Genomic DNA, 15,026 nt, shown 5'->3' with positions numbered 1-15,026 from the left:
TCAGAACCACTCGGGCCGCATCCGCGTGTACGAATCCTCCCCCGAGCGGCACAGCGAGACGAGGGTCGACACGCGGGGCAGCTCCGTATGCAGCCAGTACTGCGCGGCGGCCAGCTTGCCCTCGTAGAAGCCGCGGTCACCGCCGCCGCGAGCGATGCCCTCCTGCGCCGCCGCCGCCTGCGCCAGCCACCGCCACGCCACCGCCAGCACGGAGAACAGCTCCATGTAGTGCGCGCTGTGGCGCAGCATGCGCTCCACCTCGCCGGCCATGCCCGCGGCGCCCAGGTCCATCGTCAGCTCGGTCACCTGCTGCATGGCCTTGCTCAGCGCGTCGCCCCAGGCCGGGTCCACGCCGGCCCGGCGCGCCCGCTCCACCGTGGCCTCCACCTCCTCGGAGAACGCCTGCAGCGCCGCGCCGCCCGCCGCCATCGCCTTGCGCCCCAGCAGGTCCAACCCCTGGATGCCCGTGGTGCCCTCGTGGATGCTGTTGAGCTTCTGATCTCTCAGCCACGCCTCGGGCAGGTACTCGGTCGAGTAGCCGTAGCCGCCGTGCACCTGCACCGCGAGAGTGTTGGCCTCGAAGCCCTTCTCCGCGGGGAACGTCTTGGCCAGCGGCACGAGCAGATCCAACAGCAGCCCCGCGCGCTTGCGCTCCTCCTCCGTCTTCCCGTGCGCCGCCACGTCCGACTGCCACGAGGCGGCCGCCAGCAGCGATAGGCCGCCCTCCACGATGGCCTTCTGGCGCAGCAGCATGCGCCGCACGTCCGCGTGCTCGATGATGGGGTGCTGCGGCCGGGTCGCGTCCTTCTCCCAGGAGGGGCGCCCCTGGGGACGGTTTTGCGCGTACGCCAGGGCCTCCTGGTACGCCACCGAGGCCGTCGCCACGCCGTTGAGGCCCACCATGATGCGCGCCTCGTTCATCATCTGGAACATCTGGGACAGGCCCCTGCCCGGCTCGCCCAGAATCCACCCGCGGCAGTCCCCGCCCTCGCCGTAGTTGAGCGCGAGGCTGGGGATGCCCTTCCAGCCAATCTTGTGGATGGCCCCCGCCACCCGCACGTCGTTGTCCACCAGCCGGCCCCCCTCGGGCCGGCGCGCCGGCACCGCGAAGAGCGACAGGCCCCGCGTCCCCGGCGGCGAGCCCTCGATGCGCGCCAGCGTGAGGTGCACCACGTTCTCCGTGAAGTCCTGGTCCCCGCCGCTGATGAAGATCTTCGAGCCGGTGATGAGGTACGTGCCGTCCGCCGCCAGCGTGGCCCGGGTCCGCACGTCCGCGAGGCTGCTGCCCGCCTGCGGCTCGGTGAGGGCCATGGTGCCCGTCCACTCACCCCGGTACATGCGGGACATGAACGTGTCCTTGAGCCAGGCGTTGCCGAAGGCCTCGATGAGGTGCGCCGCGCCGGTGGTGAGGCCGACGAAGCCGTAGGCGCTCAGGTTGGCCGCCATCAGGTACGCGGAGGCCAGCGAGTACACCGTGAGCGGCAGTTGCTGGCCGCCCACCTCGGCGGGCCGCGTGGCCGACAACAGGCCGAGCTCGACCAGCTGCGGATACAGCTTGCGCATCAGCGGGTGCACGTGGACGCGGCCGTCGCGGAACACCGGGGGCTCGGCGTCCATGAGGCGGTACGTGGGGAAGAGCACGTCCCGTGCGAAGCGGCGCGTGCTGTCCAGGAAGAGCGTGAACGTCTCGCGCGAGTGGTCCGCGAAGGCCGGGAGCTTGCAGAGCGATTCCGTGTCCAGCACCTCGTAGAGCTGGAAGTCCACGTCGCGGTCGGAGATCAGTGGGTTCGAGGCGGGGGCGGTCATGGGGGGAGTGTTATGCCATGGAGGCGTGGCGTGCAGGAGGGTGGACGCTCAGGAAGCGGACAGATTGACTCGGCGTGTGGGACAAGGGATGAACGCTGCATGTGGCTGCGGATCGCGCTGAAGAACTACCGGAGCATCGAGAGCGCGGAGGTGGAACTGGCGCCTTTCACGGTCCTGGTGGGACCGAACGGCAGCGGCAAGACCAACTTCGTCGACGCGCTCGTGCTCTCCAGTGAGCTGGGCATCGATGCCGCATCCGCCATTCAGCGGCGGGGTGGATTGGCGTCCATCCGGCGTTGGGGCGTCGGGGATGACGACACGCTCCAGGTGAGGGTGCGCGCCAGCGGAAGCAGGGAGGAGTTTGCTTCGAGGTATGTCGAGCAATTCTGCTCGATAGCGCCAGAGGCGGGGAACAGGTGGAGGTTCTTGGATGAGACCCTCGAGGTCGTCGAGGCGGGGAAGAGGGACCTCCAATTCACGCGTGAGGGTGGACGCGGGATGCAAGGTGGAGGATTCGGGTTCACACACCTGCCGCCCACGACGAGCATCCTGCTCTACGCCAGGCAGATAGCTCCCGAGTATGTCATCGACGTGCATCGGCTGCGTCTGGACCTGGCCGAGATGACCGTGCCCCAACCTCCTGGCGAAGCGGGACGGCTCCAGGAGAACGGGCGCAACATCGCCAGCGTGCTGGGGCGTCTCCGTAGTCAGGATAGGAGGGCGTTCGATTTCATCCTGCTGTCCATGCGGCGGCTCATCCCCGGGCTGGAGGACATCTTCGTCGAGGAGGCGGGCGGGTTCCTGGTCCTGCGATTCAGCCAGCGACAGCCCATGGGCGTGGCGCATTTCGCGGCGGCCAACATGTCGGAAGGGGCTCTTCGGACCCTGGGCATCATCGTCGCGGCCCAGACCCTCTCCCATACGGCGCAGCCTCTACCTCCTGCTGCTCAACTGCTCATCGTCGAGGAGCCCGAGGTCGCCATCCATCCTGGGGCCGCGGCGTTGCTCTTCGAGGTGCTGAAGCTCGCCTCGCAGCGAGGCTCCGTCCTGGTGACGACCCACAGCCCCGAGCTGCTGGACGCGGCCCAGGACGAGGAGATCCTCGTGTGTGGCTACCGGAACGGGACCACGCGAATCGGTCCTCTCTCCACGGCCCAGCGAGAGGTCGTCCGAGAGGGACTCTTGAGCCTGTCGGAGCTCGCGCGTAGCGAGCCGCTCCGGATCGAGGGCGAGGAGCCAGAGTCGCTGGATCCGCGCGATCTGACTTGAAGCGACTCGTCTGTGTCGTGGAAGGGGAGGGGGAGGTCGCCGCCATCCCGAACCTGTGTGCCCGGGTGATGGCCTACCTTGGAGTCCAGGGCTGGGTGGTGGATCCCGAGCCCATTCGCCGGAAGCGTTCCGCGCTCGTGGATGCTCGCCATCCGAGGCCTCGGCGGCCGTGCCGCGAGGACGAGGTCGTCAAGGCGATGGTGCTGGCGCAGCGGCGGCCTCGTCCTGGAAATGCCGTGTTGTTGCTGTGTGACGAGGACGAGGATTGCGCCGCGGTATGGGGACCGGATGCCACACGCGTCATGCGCCGTCTGGGGGCTGGCGTCGCCGTGATGGCCGTCCATGAGTACGAGATGTGGCTTCTGCTCAGCCGGCCGGATGCGGAGTTGATGGCGGCGGGAGTGGCCGTGCCGGTGTCGGGGCGTGGCGCCAAGGGCACGATGAGGAAGCTCGTCCCGGATTATTCCCCGACCGTGCACCAGCTTCAGGAGACGCGGCGCATCGATATCGGTTTCCTCCGAGAGCGCTCCGCGTCATTCGACAAGTTGGTTCGCTCGATCGCCGAGCTTTGTGGAGTGCCCGCGACGCCCCTGGCCTGAGCACCCTCACCAGCGGTGCGACAGGCCCGCTCCCGCGTACACCGTCAGGGGCGGCGCCGGCTCGAAGTAGCGCCCCCGGCTCGCGTTCACCCGCACGTTGTCGCTGTAGCGCGCCGACAGCAGGTTCTGCAGCCCCAGGAACGGGCTCACCTCGAAGACGCCCAGCTGGAAGTGGTGCCCCAGCCTCGCGTTCACCACCCAGGCCGTGTGCTCGCGCACCGTGTTCGCGTCGTCCGCGTACAGCCCTCCCGCGCTGAACACCTCCACCGCCGCCCTCGCTCCGCTCGCGTGCTGGTACACCGCCTCCGCGCTCACCTGATGCGCCGGAATGCCCGGGATGGACTTGCCTCGCAGTTGCTTCCCCTGTGACGTGTAGTCGCGGAACGTCGCCTGCAACGCGTTGTACGCCGCGCGCACCCGCAACTCCTCCGTCACCTTCGTCTCCAGCGCCACCTCCGCCCCCATGTGCCGCGAACGCCCCGTGTTGCGGAAGTACGCCCGCCCCGTCTCGTCCTCGAAGCGCACCAGCCCGTCACGGATGAACACCGCGAACAGCGCCACGTCGTAGCGCAGCCGGCCCCACAGGTGTCCTCGCGCTCCCAGCTCCACCCCGTCCGAGTGCTGGGGTTTCAGGTCCCTCGACAGTCCTCCGCCCGACCCCGGCTGCACCGCCAGCTCCGTCGTCGTCGGCGCCTCGAAGGCCTGCGAGACGTTCGCGAACACCGATACCTCCGGCCTCGGTGCCCAGATGAGCCCCAGCCTCCCCGTGGGCTGCTGGAACGTCCGCGTCCCCGTCCCGTCCCCGTCCTCCTTCAGGAAGTCCTCCACCCCGTAGCGCGAGACGTCGTACCTCGCCCCCGCCACCAGCGTCAGGCGCTCGCGCAGCTCCCACTCCTCTTGCGCGAAGAGGCCCAGGGACATCACGTCCTCGTCCTGGTCCAGCTGCAACGTGCTCCCGGGCTGGCCGTCCACGTTGTCGAAGTTCTTCCGCCGGTCCGACTGGGACTGGAACTCCGCTCCCAAGGTGAAGCGGCTGCGCAGCCCGAGCAGCGGCGCCCGGTTGCCGTAGCGCACCGACACCCCGTCGAATGTCCGGTCGAAAGCCACCACCACCGAGGGCAGTGCGTTCTGGAAGCGTCTCAGCGCCAGGAATCCGCTTGCTTCCACCTCCTGCGTCTCGCTCAGGCGCCGGTGGTACGTCAGCCCCAGCCGGCCCTGTCGCACCGACTCGCCCGCTCGGGCGCTCAGGTTGAGCGGCGAGGCCTGACGGGGGTCTCCTTCCACCTCTGCCTGTGTCAGCCCTCCGGCATCCCCCGCCTCGGGCGCATCCACCAGGGACAGCACCGCCGTGAGTTTCGAGCGCTCATCCGGCGTCCAGTTCACCTTCCCGTTCAGCAGCACCTGCTCCGTGCCCGACTGCCTCCGCCACCCGCCCTGCTCCAGCCTCGAGGCGCTCACCAGCCAGCGCACGTCCCCGCTCTTTCCGCCGCCCTTCGCGTGCAGCTTCCACAAGCCGGCGTCTCCGTGCAGCGTCCGCGCCTCCACGAAGGGCCGCTCCGGGCCTTCCTCCGTGGTGATGCTCACCACTCCCCCCGCCGCGTTCCCGTACAGCGACGAGGACAGGCCCCGCAGCACCTCGATGCGCGCCGTGGACGCCATGTCCAGGCTGTCCACGTTCGTCTGCCCGTCCGGCATCGTCTCCGGAAAGCCGTCCACCAGCACCGTCACCCCCCGGATGCCGAACGCCGAGCGCGCCCCGAAGCCTCGAATGGAGAGCCGAAGGTCCTGCGAATGGTTGTTCCGGCTCTGCGTCAGCAGTCCCGGTACTCCCACCAGCGCCTCGTACAGGCCCAGCGTGGCGCGCCCCTCCTGGATGTCTTCCTTCTCCACCACGCTCACCGCCGTCGGCGTTCGGCTCAGCGGCGTGGGTACTCTCGGCGCCACCACCGTCGTCTCTCCGGGCACGCTGGCCGCGGGGGGCGATGGGGGCTCCTCGGGGGTCGGAGTCTGGGACAGGGTGGCGGTGAGGAGCGCGCAGGGGAGGAGCCAGGACATCCACGAACCTTCTTCTTGGGGAACTCGGTGACGGGTACCCTCACCCCGTCCCTCTCCCGAAGGGAGAGGGGAAGTGTGCACCGGTACCGCTCGGGTCCGCTAGCGCTCTACCTGCACTCCCTTCCAGAAGGCGATGTGGCCCTGGATGTTCCGCGCCGCTTCCTTCGGCTCCGGGTAGTACCACGCCGCGTCCTTGTTCGATTTTCCGTCCACCACCACGTCGTAGTAGCTCGCCACTCCCTTCCACGGACAGGTCGTGTGCGTGCCGCTGTGCTTCAGCACCTCGCGCTTCACCGACTCCAGCGGAAAGTACACGTTCCCCTCCACCAGCTCGTACGTATCACTCTCGGCGAGCACCACTCCGTTCCACATCGCCCGCGCCATGGGGTCCTCCTCCTCGCGTCCCGTCTCCCCTCATGTCTGCTCCCGCCGATGGCTTCGCGCCACCACCGACAGCTCCTTCTGTTCGTCACGAGCAGCGGAGGTGATGACTCGCGCCGGCTCGCGCTCCTCCCTCCGTGGACCGGGCGGCCTGGCGAGGACCCCGCCCTCCGTCCTCCGGGTGTGCAACACCCATTTCGGGAGTGTCCGCTGGTGGAAAGCCGTTGGGGGCTGAATGGGAGGGGCGGCTCCGGACTGTTCTGGCGCTGTTAACGTCCCACGTCCCCCCTTCATGAACTCCACCGAGCGACGCGTAACGGACGTGCACACGCTGCTGAGCAAGACCCTGAGTCATCCTGATGGGGAATCCACCTTCCGGCAGCTCGCCGAGGCCATCCCCCAGCTCGTGTGGACGACGCGGCCGGATGGTTACCACGACTACTTCAATCAGCGCTGGTACGACTACACCGGCTCGTCCCTCGAGGTGACCCAGGGAGACGGCTGGCGCCTGCCCTTCCATCCGGAGGACGTGCCAGAGGCGCAGAAGCGCTGGCTGCACTCGCTGCGCACCGGGGACACCTACGAGGTGGAGTACCGCTGCCGGCGCCACGACGGCGTGTACCGCTGGTTCCTCGGTCGCGCCCAGCCCGTGCGCGATGCCGATGGTCGCATCGTCAAGTGGTTCGGCACCTGCACCGACATCGACGAGCAGAAGCGCGCCGCGGACTCGATGCGGTTCCTCACCCAGGCCGACTCGCTGCTGGCCTCCTCGCTGGACTACGAGACGACGCTGGCGGCTCTCACCCGCCTGGCGGTGCCCCAGATGGCCGACTGGTGCTCCATCGACATCCAGGGCGAGGACGGCGTCGTGCGCCTGCTCGCCGTGGCGCACGTGGATCCCTCCAAGGCGAAGTGGGCCCATGAGCTGCGCCGGCGCTACCCGCCTGACCCCAAGGACCCGCACGGCATCCACGAGGTCATCCGTACCGGCCGCTCCTCGGTGCTCCCGGACATCCCCGACTCGCTCCTGGTGGCCGCCTGCCGGGACAAGGAGCAACTGCGCATCGCCCGTGAGCTGGGTCTGCGCTCGTCGCTGACCGTGCCCCTCACGGCGCGGGGCCGTACCTTCGGAGCCCTCGCGCTCGTCACCGCCGAGTCCGGCCGGCGCTTCACTCCCTCGGACGTGGTCTTCGCCGAGCAGCTGGCGTCCCGCGCAGCGCTCGCGGTGGACAACGCCCGCCTCTACGGCAACGCCCTGCGCGCCGAGGAGCGCTTCCGCTCGCTCGTTTCCGCCAGCGCCCAGGCCGTCTGGGTCCGCCGGCCCGATGGGCTCGTGGAGGAGGACTCGCCCTCCTGGCGGGCCTTCACCGGGCAGAGCTACGAGGACTACCGGGGCCATGGCTGGCTCGCCGCCATCCATCCGGAGGACCAGGAGCGGGTGCGGCGTGGGTGGGAGGCGGCGCGGGCGCTCAAACAGCCCTATGAGGTGGAGATGCGCGTCCGCCTGCCGGACGGGCGCTACGCCATCACCGTGTGCCGCGCGGTGCCCCTCCTCAACCCCGAGGGCACCGTGCGCGAGTGGATTGGTACCACCACGGACATCACCGCCCAGCGCCGCGCCGAGGAGTCCTCGCGGCGGCTGGAGAGCGAGCAGCGTGCCCGCCAGCTGGAGTCCCTGCGCATCAAGGTGAGCGAGGTGTTGTCGCGCGAGGAGGCTCCTTCCCGGTTGATGCAGGACTGTGCCGGGGCGATGGTGCGCAGCCTGCCGGCGCTGGCGCTGGTGCAGGTGTGGGGGTGGAGCCGGGAGGCCCAGGCGCTGGTGTTGGAAGGCACTGCCGGCGTCGCCGTTCCCTCCTCCATCCAGCCCACCCGTCTGGCGCTGGGGGAGGGGTTCGTCGGCACGGTGGGGCAGACGCGCCAGCCCCTGCTGCTCAACGACGTGCTGCAACACCCCGGTGTCCGGTCTCGCGAGTGGATGCAGGCCCAGGGACTGGTGTCCTTCGTGGGCACCCCGCTGCTGGTGCGCGGGCAGCTGGTGGGCGTGCTCTCCGTCTTCGGCAGGAGCCCCCTGGAGGAGGAAGCGCTGGCCACGCTGGCCACGGTGGCGGACGCGGTGGCCCAGGGCCTCGAGCGCCGCCGCGCCGAGCTGTCCCTCCAGGAGCATGCCCGGGAGCTGGCGCGCTCCAACGAGGAGCTGCAGCAGTTCGCCTACGTGGCCTCGCATGACCTGCAGGAGCCGCTGCGCATGGTGGCCAGCTACACGCAGCTGCTGGCCCGGCGCTACCAGGGCAAGCTGGACTCGGACGCGGACGAGTTCATCGCCTACGCGGTGGACGGGGTGAACCGCATGCAGCGGCTCATCCAGGACCTGCTGGCCTACTCGCGCGTGGGCACGCGGGGCCACGAGTTCAAGCCCATCGACTCCGGCCGCGCGCTGGAGAAGGCCCTGGCCAACCTCAAGACGTTGGTGGAGGAGACGGAGGCCACGCTCGTCCAGGGGAAGCTGCCGCCGGTCATGGCGGACGAGACGCAGCTCATCCAGCTCTTCCAGAACCTGGTGGGCAACGCCTTGAAGTTCCGCGGGAAGACGCCGCCCCGGGTGCTGGTGGAAGCCGAGCGCGAGGGCAACGAGTGGCGCTTCACCGTGGAGGACAACGGCATCGGCATCGAGCCGCAGTATTACGAACGCATCTTCGTCATCTTCCAACGGCTCCACGGCAAGGAGGAGTACCCCGGCACCGGCATCGGACTCGCCATCTGCAAGAAGATCGTCGAGCGGCACGGTGGCCGCATCGGACTGGATTCGCAGCTCGGACAGGGAACGACGTTCTGGTTCACCCTTCCCGCCATTCCCACCCCCTCACCCCAGGGCACTACTTCATGAGTGACGACACCCGCGGACGGCCCATCGAAATCCTCCTGGTGGAGGACAACCCCGGAGACGTCCGCCTGACCATCGAGGCCCTCAAGGAGGGCAAGGTGCGCAACCGCCTCTCCGTCGCGCGCGACGGGGTGGAGGCGCTGGCCTTCCTGCGCCGCGAGGGTCCCCACGCGGAGTCCTCGCGGCCGGACCTCATCCTGTTGGATCTCAACCTGCCCAAGAAGGACGGGCGCGAGGTGCTGGCGGAGATCAAGGAGGACTCGAGCCTGCGCCGCATCCCCGTGGTGGTGTTGACCACGTCGAAGGCGGAGGAGGACATCCTGCGCACGTACGACCTGCACGCCAACTGCTACATCACCAAGCCGGTGGATCTGGATCAGTTCATCTCGGTGGTGCGCTCCATCGACGACTTCTGGTTGTCGGTGGTGCGGCTGCCCTCGGGGGAGTGAGGCCACCATGACCCAGAACGAGGGACGGCCGTTGCGGCTGCTGCTGGTGGAAGACAACCCCGGGGACGCCCGGCTCCTGCAGGAGGAGCTGAAGGAGGTGCCGTCCGTGCGCTTCGAGGTGCGCCACGTGACGCGCATGGCGGAGGCGCTCGCGGTGGTGAGCGAGCCGGGGTTGGACGTGGTGCTGTTGGACCTGGCGCTGCCGGATGGGCAGGGCATCTCCAACATCGAGCGGATGCTGCAGGCGGCGCCCATGTTGCCGCTGGTGGTGCTCACCGGCACGGACGACGAGCAGCTGTCGATGAAGGCGGTGCACGCGGGCGCGCAGGACTACCTGGTGAAGGGCCAGGTGACGGGGCCGCTGCTGGTGCGCGCGCTGCGCTACGCCATCGAGCGCAAGCGGGCGGAGGAGGGACTCAAGCGCGAGGAGGCCGCGCGGCAGACGGCGGTGTTCCGCGAGCAGTTCCTGGGCATCCTCGGGCACGACCTGCGCAATCCGCTGCAGGCCATCTCCGGCAACGCGGCGCTGCTGCTGCGCTACGGGGGCCTGTCCGAGCCCCAGCGCAAGGCCGTCAACCGCATCTCCATCTCCGCGGACCGGATGGCGCGGATGATCTCCGACATCCTGGACTTCACGCGCACGCGGCTGGGCGGAGGCTACCCGCTGCAGCGCACGTGGATGAACCTGCACGACGTGCTGCGGCAGGTGGTGGAGGAACTGGAGGTGGCGCATCCCAAGCGGCGCTTCGAGCTGGGCGTGTCGGGCACCGGTTGGGGCGAGTGGGACTCGGATCGGATCGCCCAGGCGGCGTCCAACCTGGTGGGCAACGCGGTGCAGTACTCGCCGGAGGACAGCGCGGTGCGGGTGCTGGCGCGCGACGAGGGCGATGGGGTGCGGGTGGAGGTGCACAACCTGGGCTCCCCGATTCCCTCGGAGCGGTTGCCGCACATCTTCGACCCGTTCGTGCGCGGGCGGGATGGTGCCCGCTCGGGCTCGCGCTCGGGGTTGGGACTGGGGCTCTACATCACCCATGAAATCGTGAAGGCGCATGGGGGAGCGTTGCAGGTCCGCTCGACGGAGGCGGAGGGCACCTGCTTCTGGCTGAACCTGCCGCGCCATCCGCCGGCCGCGAAGACCTGAGCCCTTCCGGATTCCCCACGGTGTCCATCCCCTCTCCCTCTGGGAGAGGGCCAGGGTGAGGGTCTACCCTTCGCTCTCCCGCCCGATATGGCACGCCTTCCCAGCCTGCCGCTCATGCCCACCCTAGAGGCAAGGGTTGGAACGACAGCAGGAGCGGACCCGAGATGGAAACGCCGCGAGACGGGGCGGGTATGGAGCCGCGGTCATTTACATTGCGCACGAGGCGGGGCGCGGTGGATGTACTGCTGTACGAGGCCATTGGAGCGAAGGCGGGCGCCTTGCTGGCCGGGGGAGTGGGGGGAGGCTTCGACACGCCGGCCCTTGGACTGTATCCACGGCTGGGCGAGGAGCTGCTGCGGCAGGGCCTGTCCACACTGCGGCTGAAGTACCGGCACGCGACGGACCTGGCGGAGTCGGTGCATGACGTGCTCGCGGGGGTGGAGTTCCTGGTGGAGCACGGGCTGGAGCGGGTGGCGCTGGTGGGGCACTCGTTCGGCGGGGCGGTGATGATCGGCGCAGGAGCGCAGTCGCCCTGGGTGACGACGGTGGTGGGACTGTCACCGCAGAGCTACGGGGCGGAGGCCGTGTCGGAGCTGCCGCCGCGCTCGCTGCTGCTCATCCACGGCGCTTCGGACGCGGTGCTGCCGCCGAGCTGCTCACGGTCCATCTACGAGAGGGCCCGGGGGAAGAAGGCGCTGGAGCTCATTCCGGGAGCGGGGCACGTGCTGGACGAGGCGGCCGAGCGTGTCTTCACGGTGGTCCGTGACTGGCTGTTGCGCGAGCTGACTCCCTCTCCCTCCGGGAGAGGGTTGGGGTGAGGGTATCGGGTGAACGGGAGTCGAAACCGGACGTGCGTCCTCCGTCGGGATGGGTGTGTTGAACTCGACACTCAAGGTCTGGTGGTCCGGGGGAGACGGCAAGCCCGGGGAGAGGTGGAGGGCGAGCGGGGAGGCAGACCCTCACCCCAGCCCTCTCCCAGAGGGAGAGGGGGCAGGCACGGGCTCCCACAGCGGCCCTACCTTGAGCCGAAAGGAGGTCGCTCGATGGGTGACATGTTCGCCATGGGGTTTTTCTTCGCCGTCCTCGTCTTCTTCTTCCTCGTCATCGCGCTCACCATCGTCCTGGGTGGCATCAGCAGACTCAGCGACAAGCGCGTGAAGGAGGAGGGGCGCGCCACTCAGTACCAGCGGCTGCCCGGGCAGAGGGAGGCCCACTCCAGTCCCTAGTGGAGACGGGGGGCGCCGGGGGGCCGCGGGTTGTAGTAGCGCCGCAGCCAGCGGGAGAGCCCGTCCAGGCCAGGGAAGAGCACACGCTCGGTGATGTTGGCCTGGTCGAGCTTGTCCCGCACCTCCTGCTTGAGGCGCGCGGGGACGATGAGCCGGCGCACGCCCTTCTTCTGGCGCTCGAGGAACTCGTCCAGCCGCGCCGAGGCGTCGTTCATCACCGAGAAGAGGGCGAACTGGTTGACGATGCGCTCGTCGATGGAGGGCGGCTCGAAGAAGAGCACGAAGGGGCCGCGGGAGAGCCGATCGAAGGTGGCGAGGTTGTCGGCCACCTCGGCGAGCATCTCCGCGCTGAAGACGTCGGCGCCCTCCTCCTGGAGCTGGGCCTTGAGGGGACGGGGGAGGAGCCGGTTCGTCTCGCGGTAGTCCACGCACCACACCACGCCGTCCATGCCGTACAGCTCCGGGTTCTCCGTGAGGAAGTGCAGCGCCACGTAGGGGCTGAAGGTCCAGTCCAGCAGGCGCGTGGGCAGCCCGTGGTGCTGGGCGAGTGACAGCCAGTCCCAGATGGACTCGCAGGGGTTGCTGGTGCCGCGCGCGTACTTGCGGAAGGCGCGCAGCATGACGTGCTCCTGGCGGGAGTAGTTGCCGCCGCGCCGGTTGAGGCTGGTGGCCAGGTCATGGCTCGAGTCCGGCATGCCGCGGAAGGCGAGGGTGGGGCGGAAACGCTTGAGGGTCTCGTTCCACGAGCCCGCGAAGAGCGCATCCTGCAACTCCACCCAGTTCTCGACGCGTTGCTCCTGCACGGGACGGAAGATGGGCAGCGCCCGGTGTTCTGGCACGTGCCCCCACCAGCTTCGTGGGGGCTCGGGACGTCGGGAAGTGAAAGGTTTTCACGGGCCCGTCACGGGGCCCTCAAGGATTCGCCACGCTCTCGTACTGGAGCTCCTCCTCCTCTCCGTCCTGGTACTGGATGACGAGGCCCGAGGGCTTGTGCTGGTGCGCCAGCTTCCGCCCGCGGTGGATGGCCTGGGTGACGTTGGGGTATCGGTCGACCCGGTGGTTGCCTTCGAGCCGGACGTACCAACCACTCCCATCCGCCGCCACGGTCACCCAGCGCCGACGGGGTGCGGAGTGCGACTGCAGCTGTTCACGCTCGATTCGCATCGCCAGGGTCATGGACGTGTTCCTCGCCGGGACTGCCCAGTGGAGAGCCGCATGCGGGTAATCTGTTGACGAGGCGGCGGAAAGGCACCTGTCCGCCAGGTCAATCCCTCCCGATGGGGCAGGTGCTTCTCCGCCTGTCGTCTCATGAGCCGCGCCTCCGCGGCTTCACATCTTCGTCTCGGGGCCGTGCCACACGCTGCGCCGGTGGTCCCGGCTCTCCCTCGCGCCCCAGAGGTACCTGGCGGGTTCGGAGCCACGCGGGAAGTCGAACACCGTCGCCCCGGAGCGCGCCGCCTCCTCGAGGGCATGGGCGATCACCAGGTGGCCCACGTGGTAGCGCTCGAAGTCCGGATCGGCCCCACCGAGGTGATAGCGGACGTGCGCTCCGTCCTGGAAGCCGTGGAAGACGGCCACCGGCCGTTCATTCACGTGGAGGGTGTACTGGCGCAGGGCCCGCGCGGCGAGCAGGCCGCGCGCCACCTCCCGGTGGAAGGATTGGAGCGTGGCATCCTCCATACCGCGCAGCCGGAACAGCGAATCCATCATCGCGTCCAGGTTGCCCTCGTTCGCCTCCTCGATGCGCACCGGGCCCAGTTGCTCCAGGCGGTGACGGGCCTGGCTCAGGATGGCCGCGAGCCGTCCCCCCGCCGCCCAGGGGAGGATCGTCCGGGGACAGACCTCCCGCGCCTCGCTGTGCTCGCCCCAGCCCGGAGGCACGGGAGTGGCCAGCAGGGGCGAGTCTTCCCGGAGTTGCTCGAAGACGCACAGGTCCCAGCGCTCGTCATTCCGGGCGAGCCAGTCGAACAGGGCCCGCACGCCCTGTGGTGCCAGGGACGGATCCATCAGCACGTCGAGGGAGTCGGAGAGGCCCTCGCCGAGCAGCCTCACCACGCGCGCTCCCTCCTCCTCGCGAATGGCCAGTGGCGCGAGCCCCACCAGCCGGCCCTCGCTCCGCAGCGTCACCACCCAGGGCGGTCGGGGCGAGAAGCCCGGGCCGAAGTGCCGGTACCAGGGCAGCAGCCATTCGGGCCGCTGGAAGGTGGTGGCCCCGGGACAGCGGGCCCACAGCCAGCGCCACTCGCCTCGGAGCTGCTCCAGGCCTCGCGGGGAGACGACCTCTTCCACCTCGAGGTGGGCGGGGGCCCGGGCCGGTTGGAGCCGGGGCGCGCCCAGGTCGGAGCTCAGTGCCATGGGACCTCCGGCAGCTTCAGTCTCTCCAGCGCCTGCCGGGCCAGCTCCCGCCAGCGGGCGCCCGTCATCCTCCAGACGTTGGACTCGTACTGAAGCATCCCCTCGTGTGGCGGACGGGTGAAGTCGTAGCGAGGCGCGGCCCGGTAGCGCTCCTGCTCCACCGGGAAGGACTTCAGCTCTCGCGCTTCCGAGGCGTAGCACGCGAGCATCCGCTGCTTGCTGGCGCGCTCGGGGTCGGTGAAGGACACCGTGGCCACCGGACTGCTATCTGGCGCGGGGAGGAACTCGCCGGTGACGAGCACTCCCTGGCGGCGGTGATAGGACGCCATCTCCAGCAGGGTTGGCGGCGTGCGTCCCGCCCTCGCCATCAGCGCAACGGCGGCGTGCGAGATGAAGGCGGCGGCATCGTGATCCGGGTGGCCGCCCTCGTACGGATGGACGACGAGGAGCGCCGGGCGCAGCGCCTTCAACAGCGCCATGAGGTACTCGGTGAGGGTGACGAGATCCAGCGCCGCCTCCTGGTCCGCCGCCCCCAGCGAGAGGAGGTGATGGGGAGGCACTCCGGCGAGGGCCAGCGCGGCGAAGGACTCCTCCTCGCGGAGGCGCGCATAGGCCTCGCGCCGGGTCGACGACATGTCCCTTGGGGAGCCGTCGGTGACGTGGACGACGTGACAGCCGGGGCTGCGGCGCAGCAGCCACGAGGCTCCCCGCACCTCATCCTCCGGGTGCGCGGCCACGATCAGGGCGGAGCCATGCAGGGCTTGCGGTGGCAGCAGCGGCCCGAGGACCTCCGCCACGGTCCGTGTGTCCTCGGACGACTGCTCCTCCTGCCAGGGTGACTCGTCAGGAGGTCGCATGCGCGCA

The 15,026-nt window shown here is 69.4% G+C and carries 14 protein-coding genes; 7 read left to right on the top strand and 7 right to left on the bottom strand.

Annotated features, from left to right (window positions below):
* Complete coding sequence (locus tag JRI60_RS45455; RefSeq protein ID WP_204222328.1) at positions 1–1,806, bottom strand: acyl-CoA dehydrogenase; 1,806 nt, start codon at positions 1,804–1,806, stop codon at positions 1–3.
* Positions 1,807–1,905: 99 nt separating this feature from the next.
* On the opposite strand from JRI60_RS45455, the gene JRI60_RS45450 reads away from it, so the two are divergent.
* Together JRI60_RS45450 and JRI60_RS45445 are read left to right on the top strand one after the other, a co-directional pair.
* Positions 1,906–3,075: an AAA family ATPase gene (locus JRI60_RS45450; RefSeq protein WP_204222327.1), complete on the top strand. Its 1,170-nt coding sequence runs from the start codon at positions 1,906–1,908 to the stop codon at positions 3,073–3,075.
* A complete protein-coding gene (locus JRI60_RS45445) occupies positions 3,072–3,674 on the top strand; it encodes a DUF4276 family protein (protein WP_204222326.1) in 603 nt (200 codons plus the stop codon). The genes JRI60_RS45450 and JRI60_RS45445 overlap by 4 nt, the downstream gene beginning before the upstream one ends.
* A 6-nt stretch (positions 3,675–3,680) precedes the next feature.
* On the opposite strand, the gene JRI60_RS45440 is transcribed toward JRI60_RS45445, so the two are convergent.
* Positions 3,681–5,729 (bottom strand): TonB-dependent receptor family protein, encoded by a 2,049-nt coding sequence (locus tag JRI60_RS45440; RefSeq protein WP_204222325.1) that lies wholly within the window; start codon positions 5,727–5,729, stop codon positions 3,681–3,683.
* A gap of 99 nt (positions 5,730–5,828) precedes the next feature.
* Entirely contained in the window at positions 5,829–6,113 is a 285-nt protein-coding gene (locus tag JRI60_RS45435; protein WP_204222324.1) for a DUF427 domain-containing protein, read from the bottom strand.
* 289 nt (positions 6,114–6,402) lie between these two features.
* On the opposite strand from JRI60_RS45435, the gene JRI60_RS45430 reads away from it, so the two are divergent.
* The 5 genes from JRI60_RS45430 (at position 6,403) to JRI60_RS45410 (ending at position 11,807) form a co-directional block, all read left to right on the top strand.
* Positions 6,403–8,994, top strand: a complete 2,592-nt coding sequence (locus JRI60_RS45430; protein WP_204222323.1) for a PAS domain-containing protein — start codon at positions 6,403–6,405, stop codon at positions 8,992–8,994.
* Positions 8,991–9,440 carry a response regulator gene (locus JRI60_RS45425; RefSeq protein ID WP_204222322.1) on the top strand — a complete coding sequence of 150 codons (450 nt, stop codon included), beginning with the start codon at positions 8,991–8,993 and terminating at the stop codon, positions 9,438–9,440. The genes JRI60_RS45430 and JRI60_RS45425 overlap by 4 nt, the downstream gene beginning before the upstream one ends.
* 7 nt (positions 9,441–9,447) lie before the next feature.
* On the top strand, positions 9,448–10,581 hold the full coding sequence (locus JRI60_RS45420) for a hybrid sensor histidine kinase/response regulator (protein WP_204222321.1): 1,134 nt from the start codon (positions 9,448–9,450) through the stop codon (positions 10,579–10,581).
* Positions 10,582–10,814: 233 nt separating this feature from the next.
* Positions 10,815–11,399, top strand: coding sequence for an alpha/beta hydrolase (locus JRI60_RS45415; RefSeq protein ID WP_204222320.1), 585 nt, complete (start codon positions 10,815–10,817; stop codon positions 11,397–11,399).
* 225 nt (positions 11,400–11,624) lie between these two features.
* On the top strand, positions 11,625–11,807 hold the full coding sequence (locus JRI60_RS45410; protein WP_204222319.1) for a hypothetical protein: 183 nt from the start codon (positions 11,625–11,627) through the stop codon (positions 11,805–11,807).
* On the opposite strand, the gene JRI60_RS45405 is transcribed toward JRI60_RS45410, so the two are convergent.
* The 4 genes from JRI60_RS45405 to JRI60_RS45390 form a co-directional block, all read right to left on the bottom strand.
* Positions 11,804–12,610: an FRG domain-containing protein gene (locus JRI60_RS45405; protein ID WP_204229374.1), complete on the bottom strand. Its 807-nt coding sequence runs from the start codon at positions 12,608–12,610 to the stop codon at positions 11,804–11,806. The two genes, JRI60_RS45410 and JRI60_RS45405, sit on opposite strands and share 4 nt — an antisense overlap.
* 109 nt (positions 12,611–12,719) lie before the next feature.
* Positions 12,720–12,983 carry a DUF2188 domain-containing protein gene (locus tag JRI60_RS45400; protein WP_204222318.1) on the bottom strand — a complete coding sequence of 88 codons (264 nt, stop codon included), beginning with the start codon at positions 12,981–12,983 and terminating at the stop codon, positions 12,720–12,722.
* A 153-nt stretch (positions 12,984–13,136) separates the two neighbouring features.
* Positions 13,137–14,162, bottom strand: coding sequence for a GNAT family N-acetyltransferase (locus JRI60_RS45395; RefSeq protein WP_204222317.1), 1,026 nt, complete (start codon positions 14,160–14,162; stop codon positions 13,137–13,139).
* Positions 14,153–15,019, bottom strand: coding sequence for a PIG-L deacetylase family protein (locus tag JRI60_RS45390; protein ID WP_204222316.1), 867 nt, complete (start codon positions 15,017–15,019; stop codon positions 14,153–14,155). The genes JRI60_RS45395 and JRI60_RS45390 overlap by 10 nt, the downstream gene beginning before the upstream one ends.
* Positions 15,020–15,026 lie beyond the last annotated feature (7 nt).

Source organism: Archangium violaceum (assembly GCF_016887565.1).
Lineage (GTDB): Bacteria > Myxococcota > Myxococcia > Myxococcales > Myxococcaceae > Archangium > Archangium violaceum_B.
This window is presented reverse-complemented; position numbering and strand designations above follow the sequence as displayed.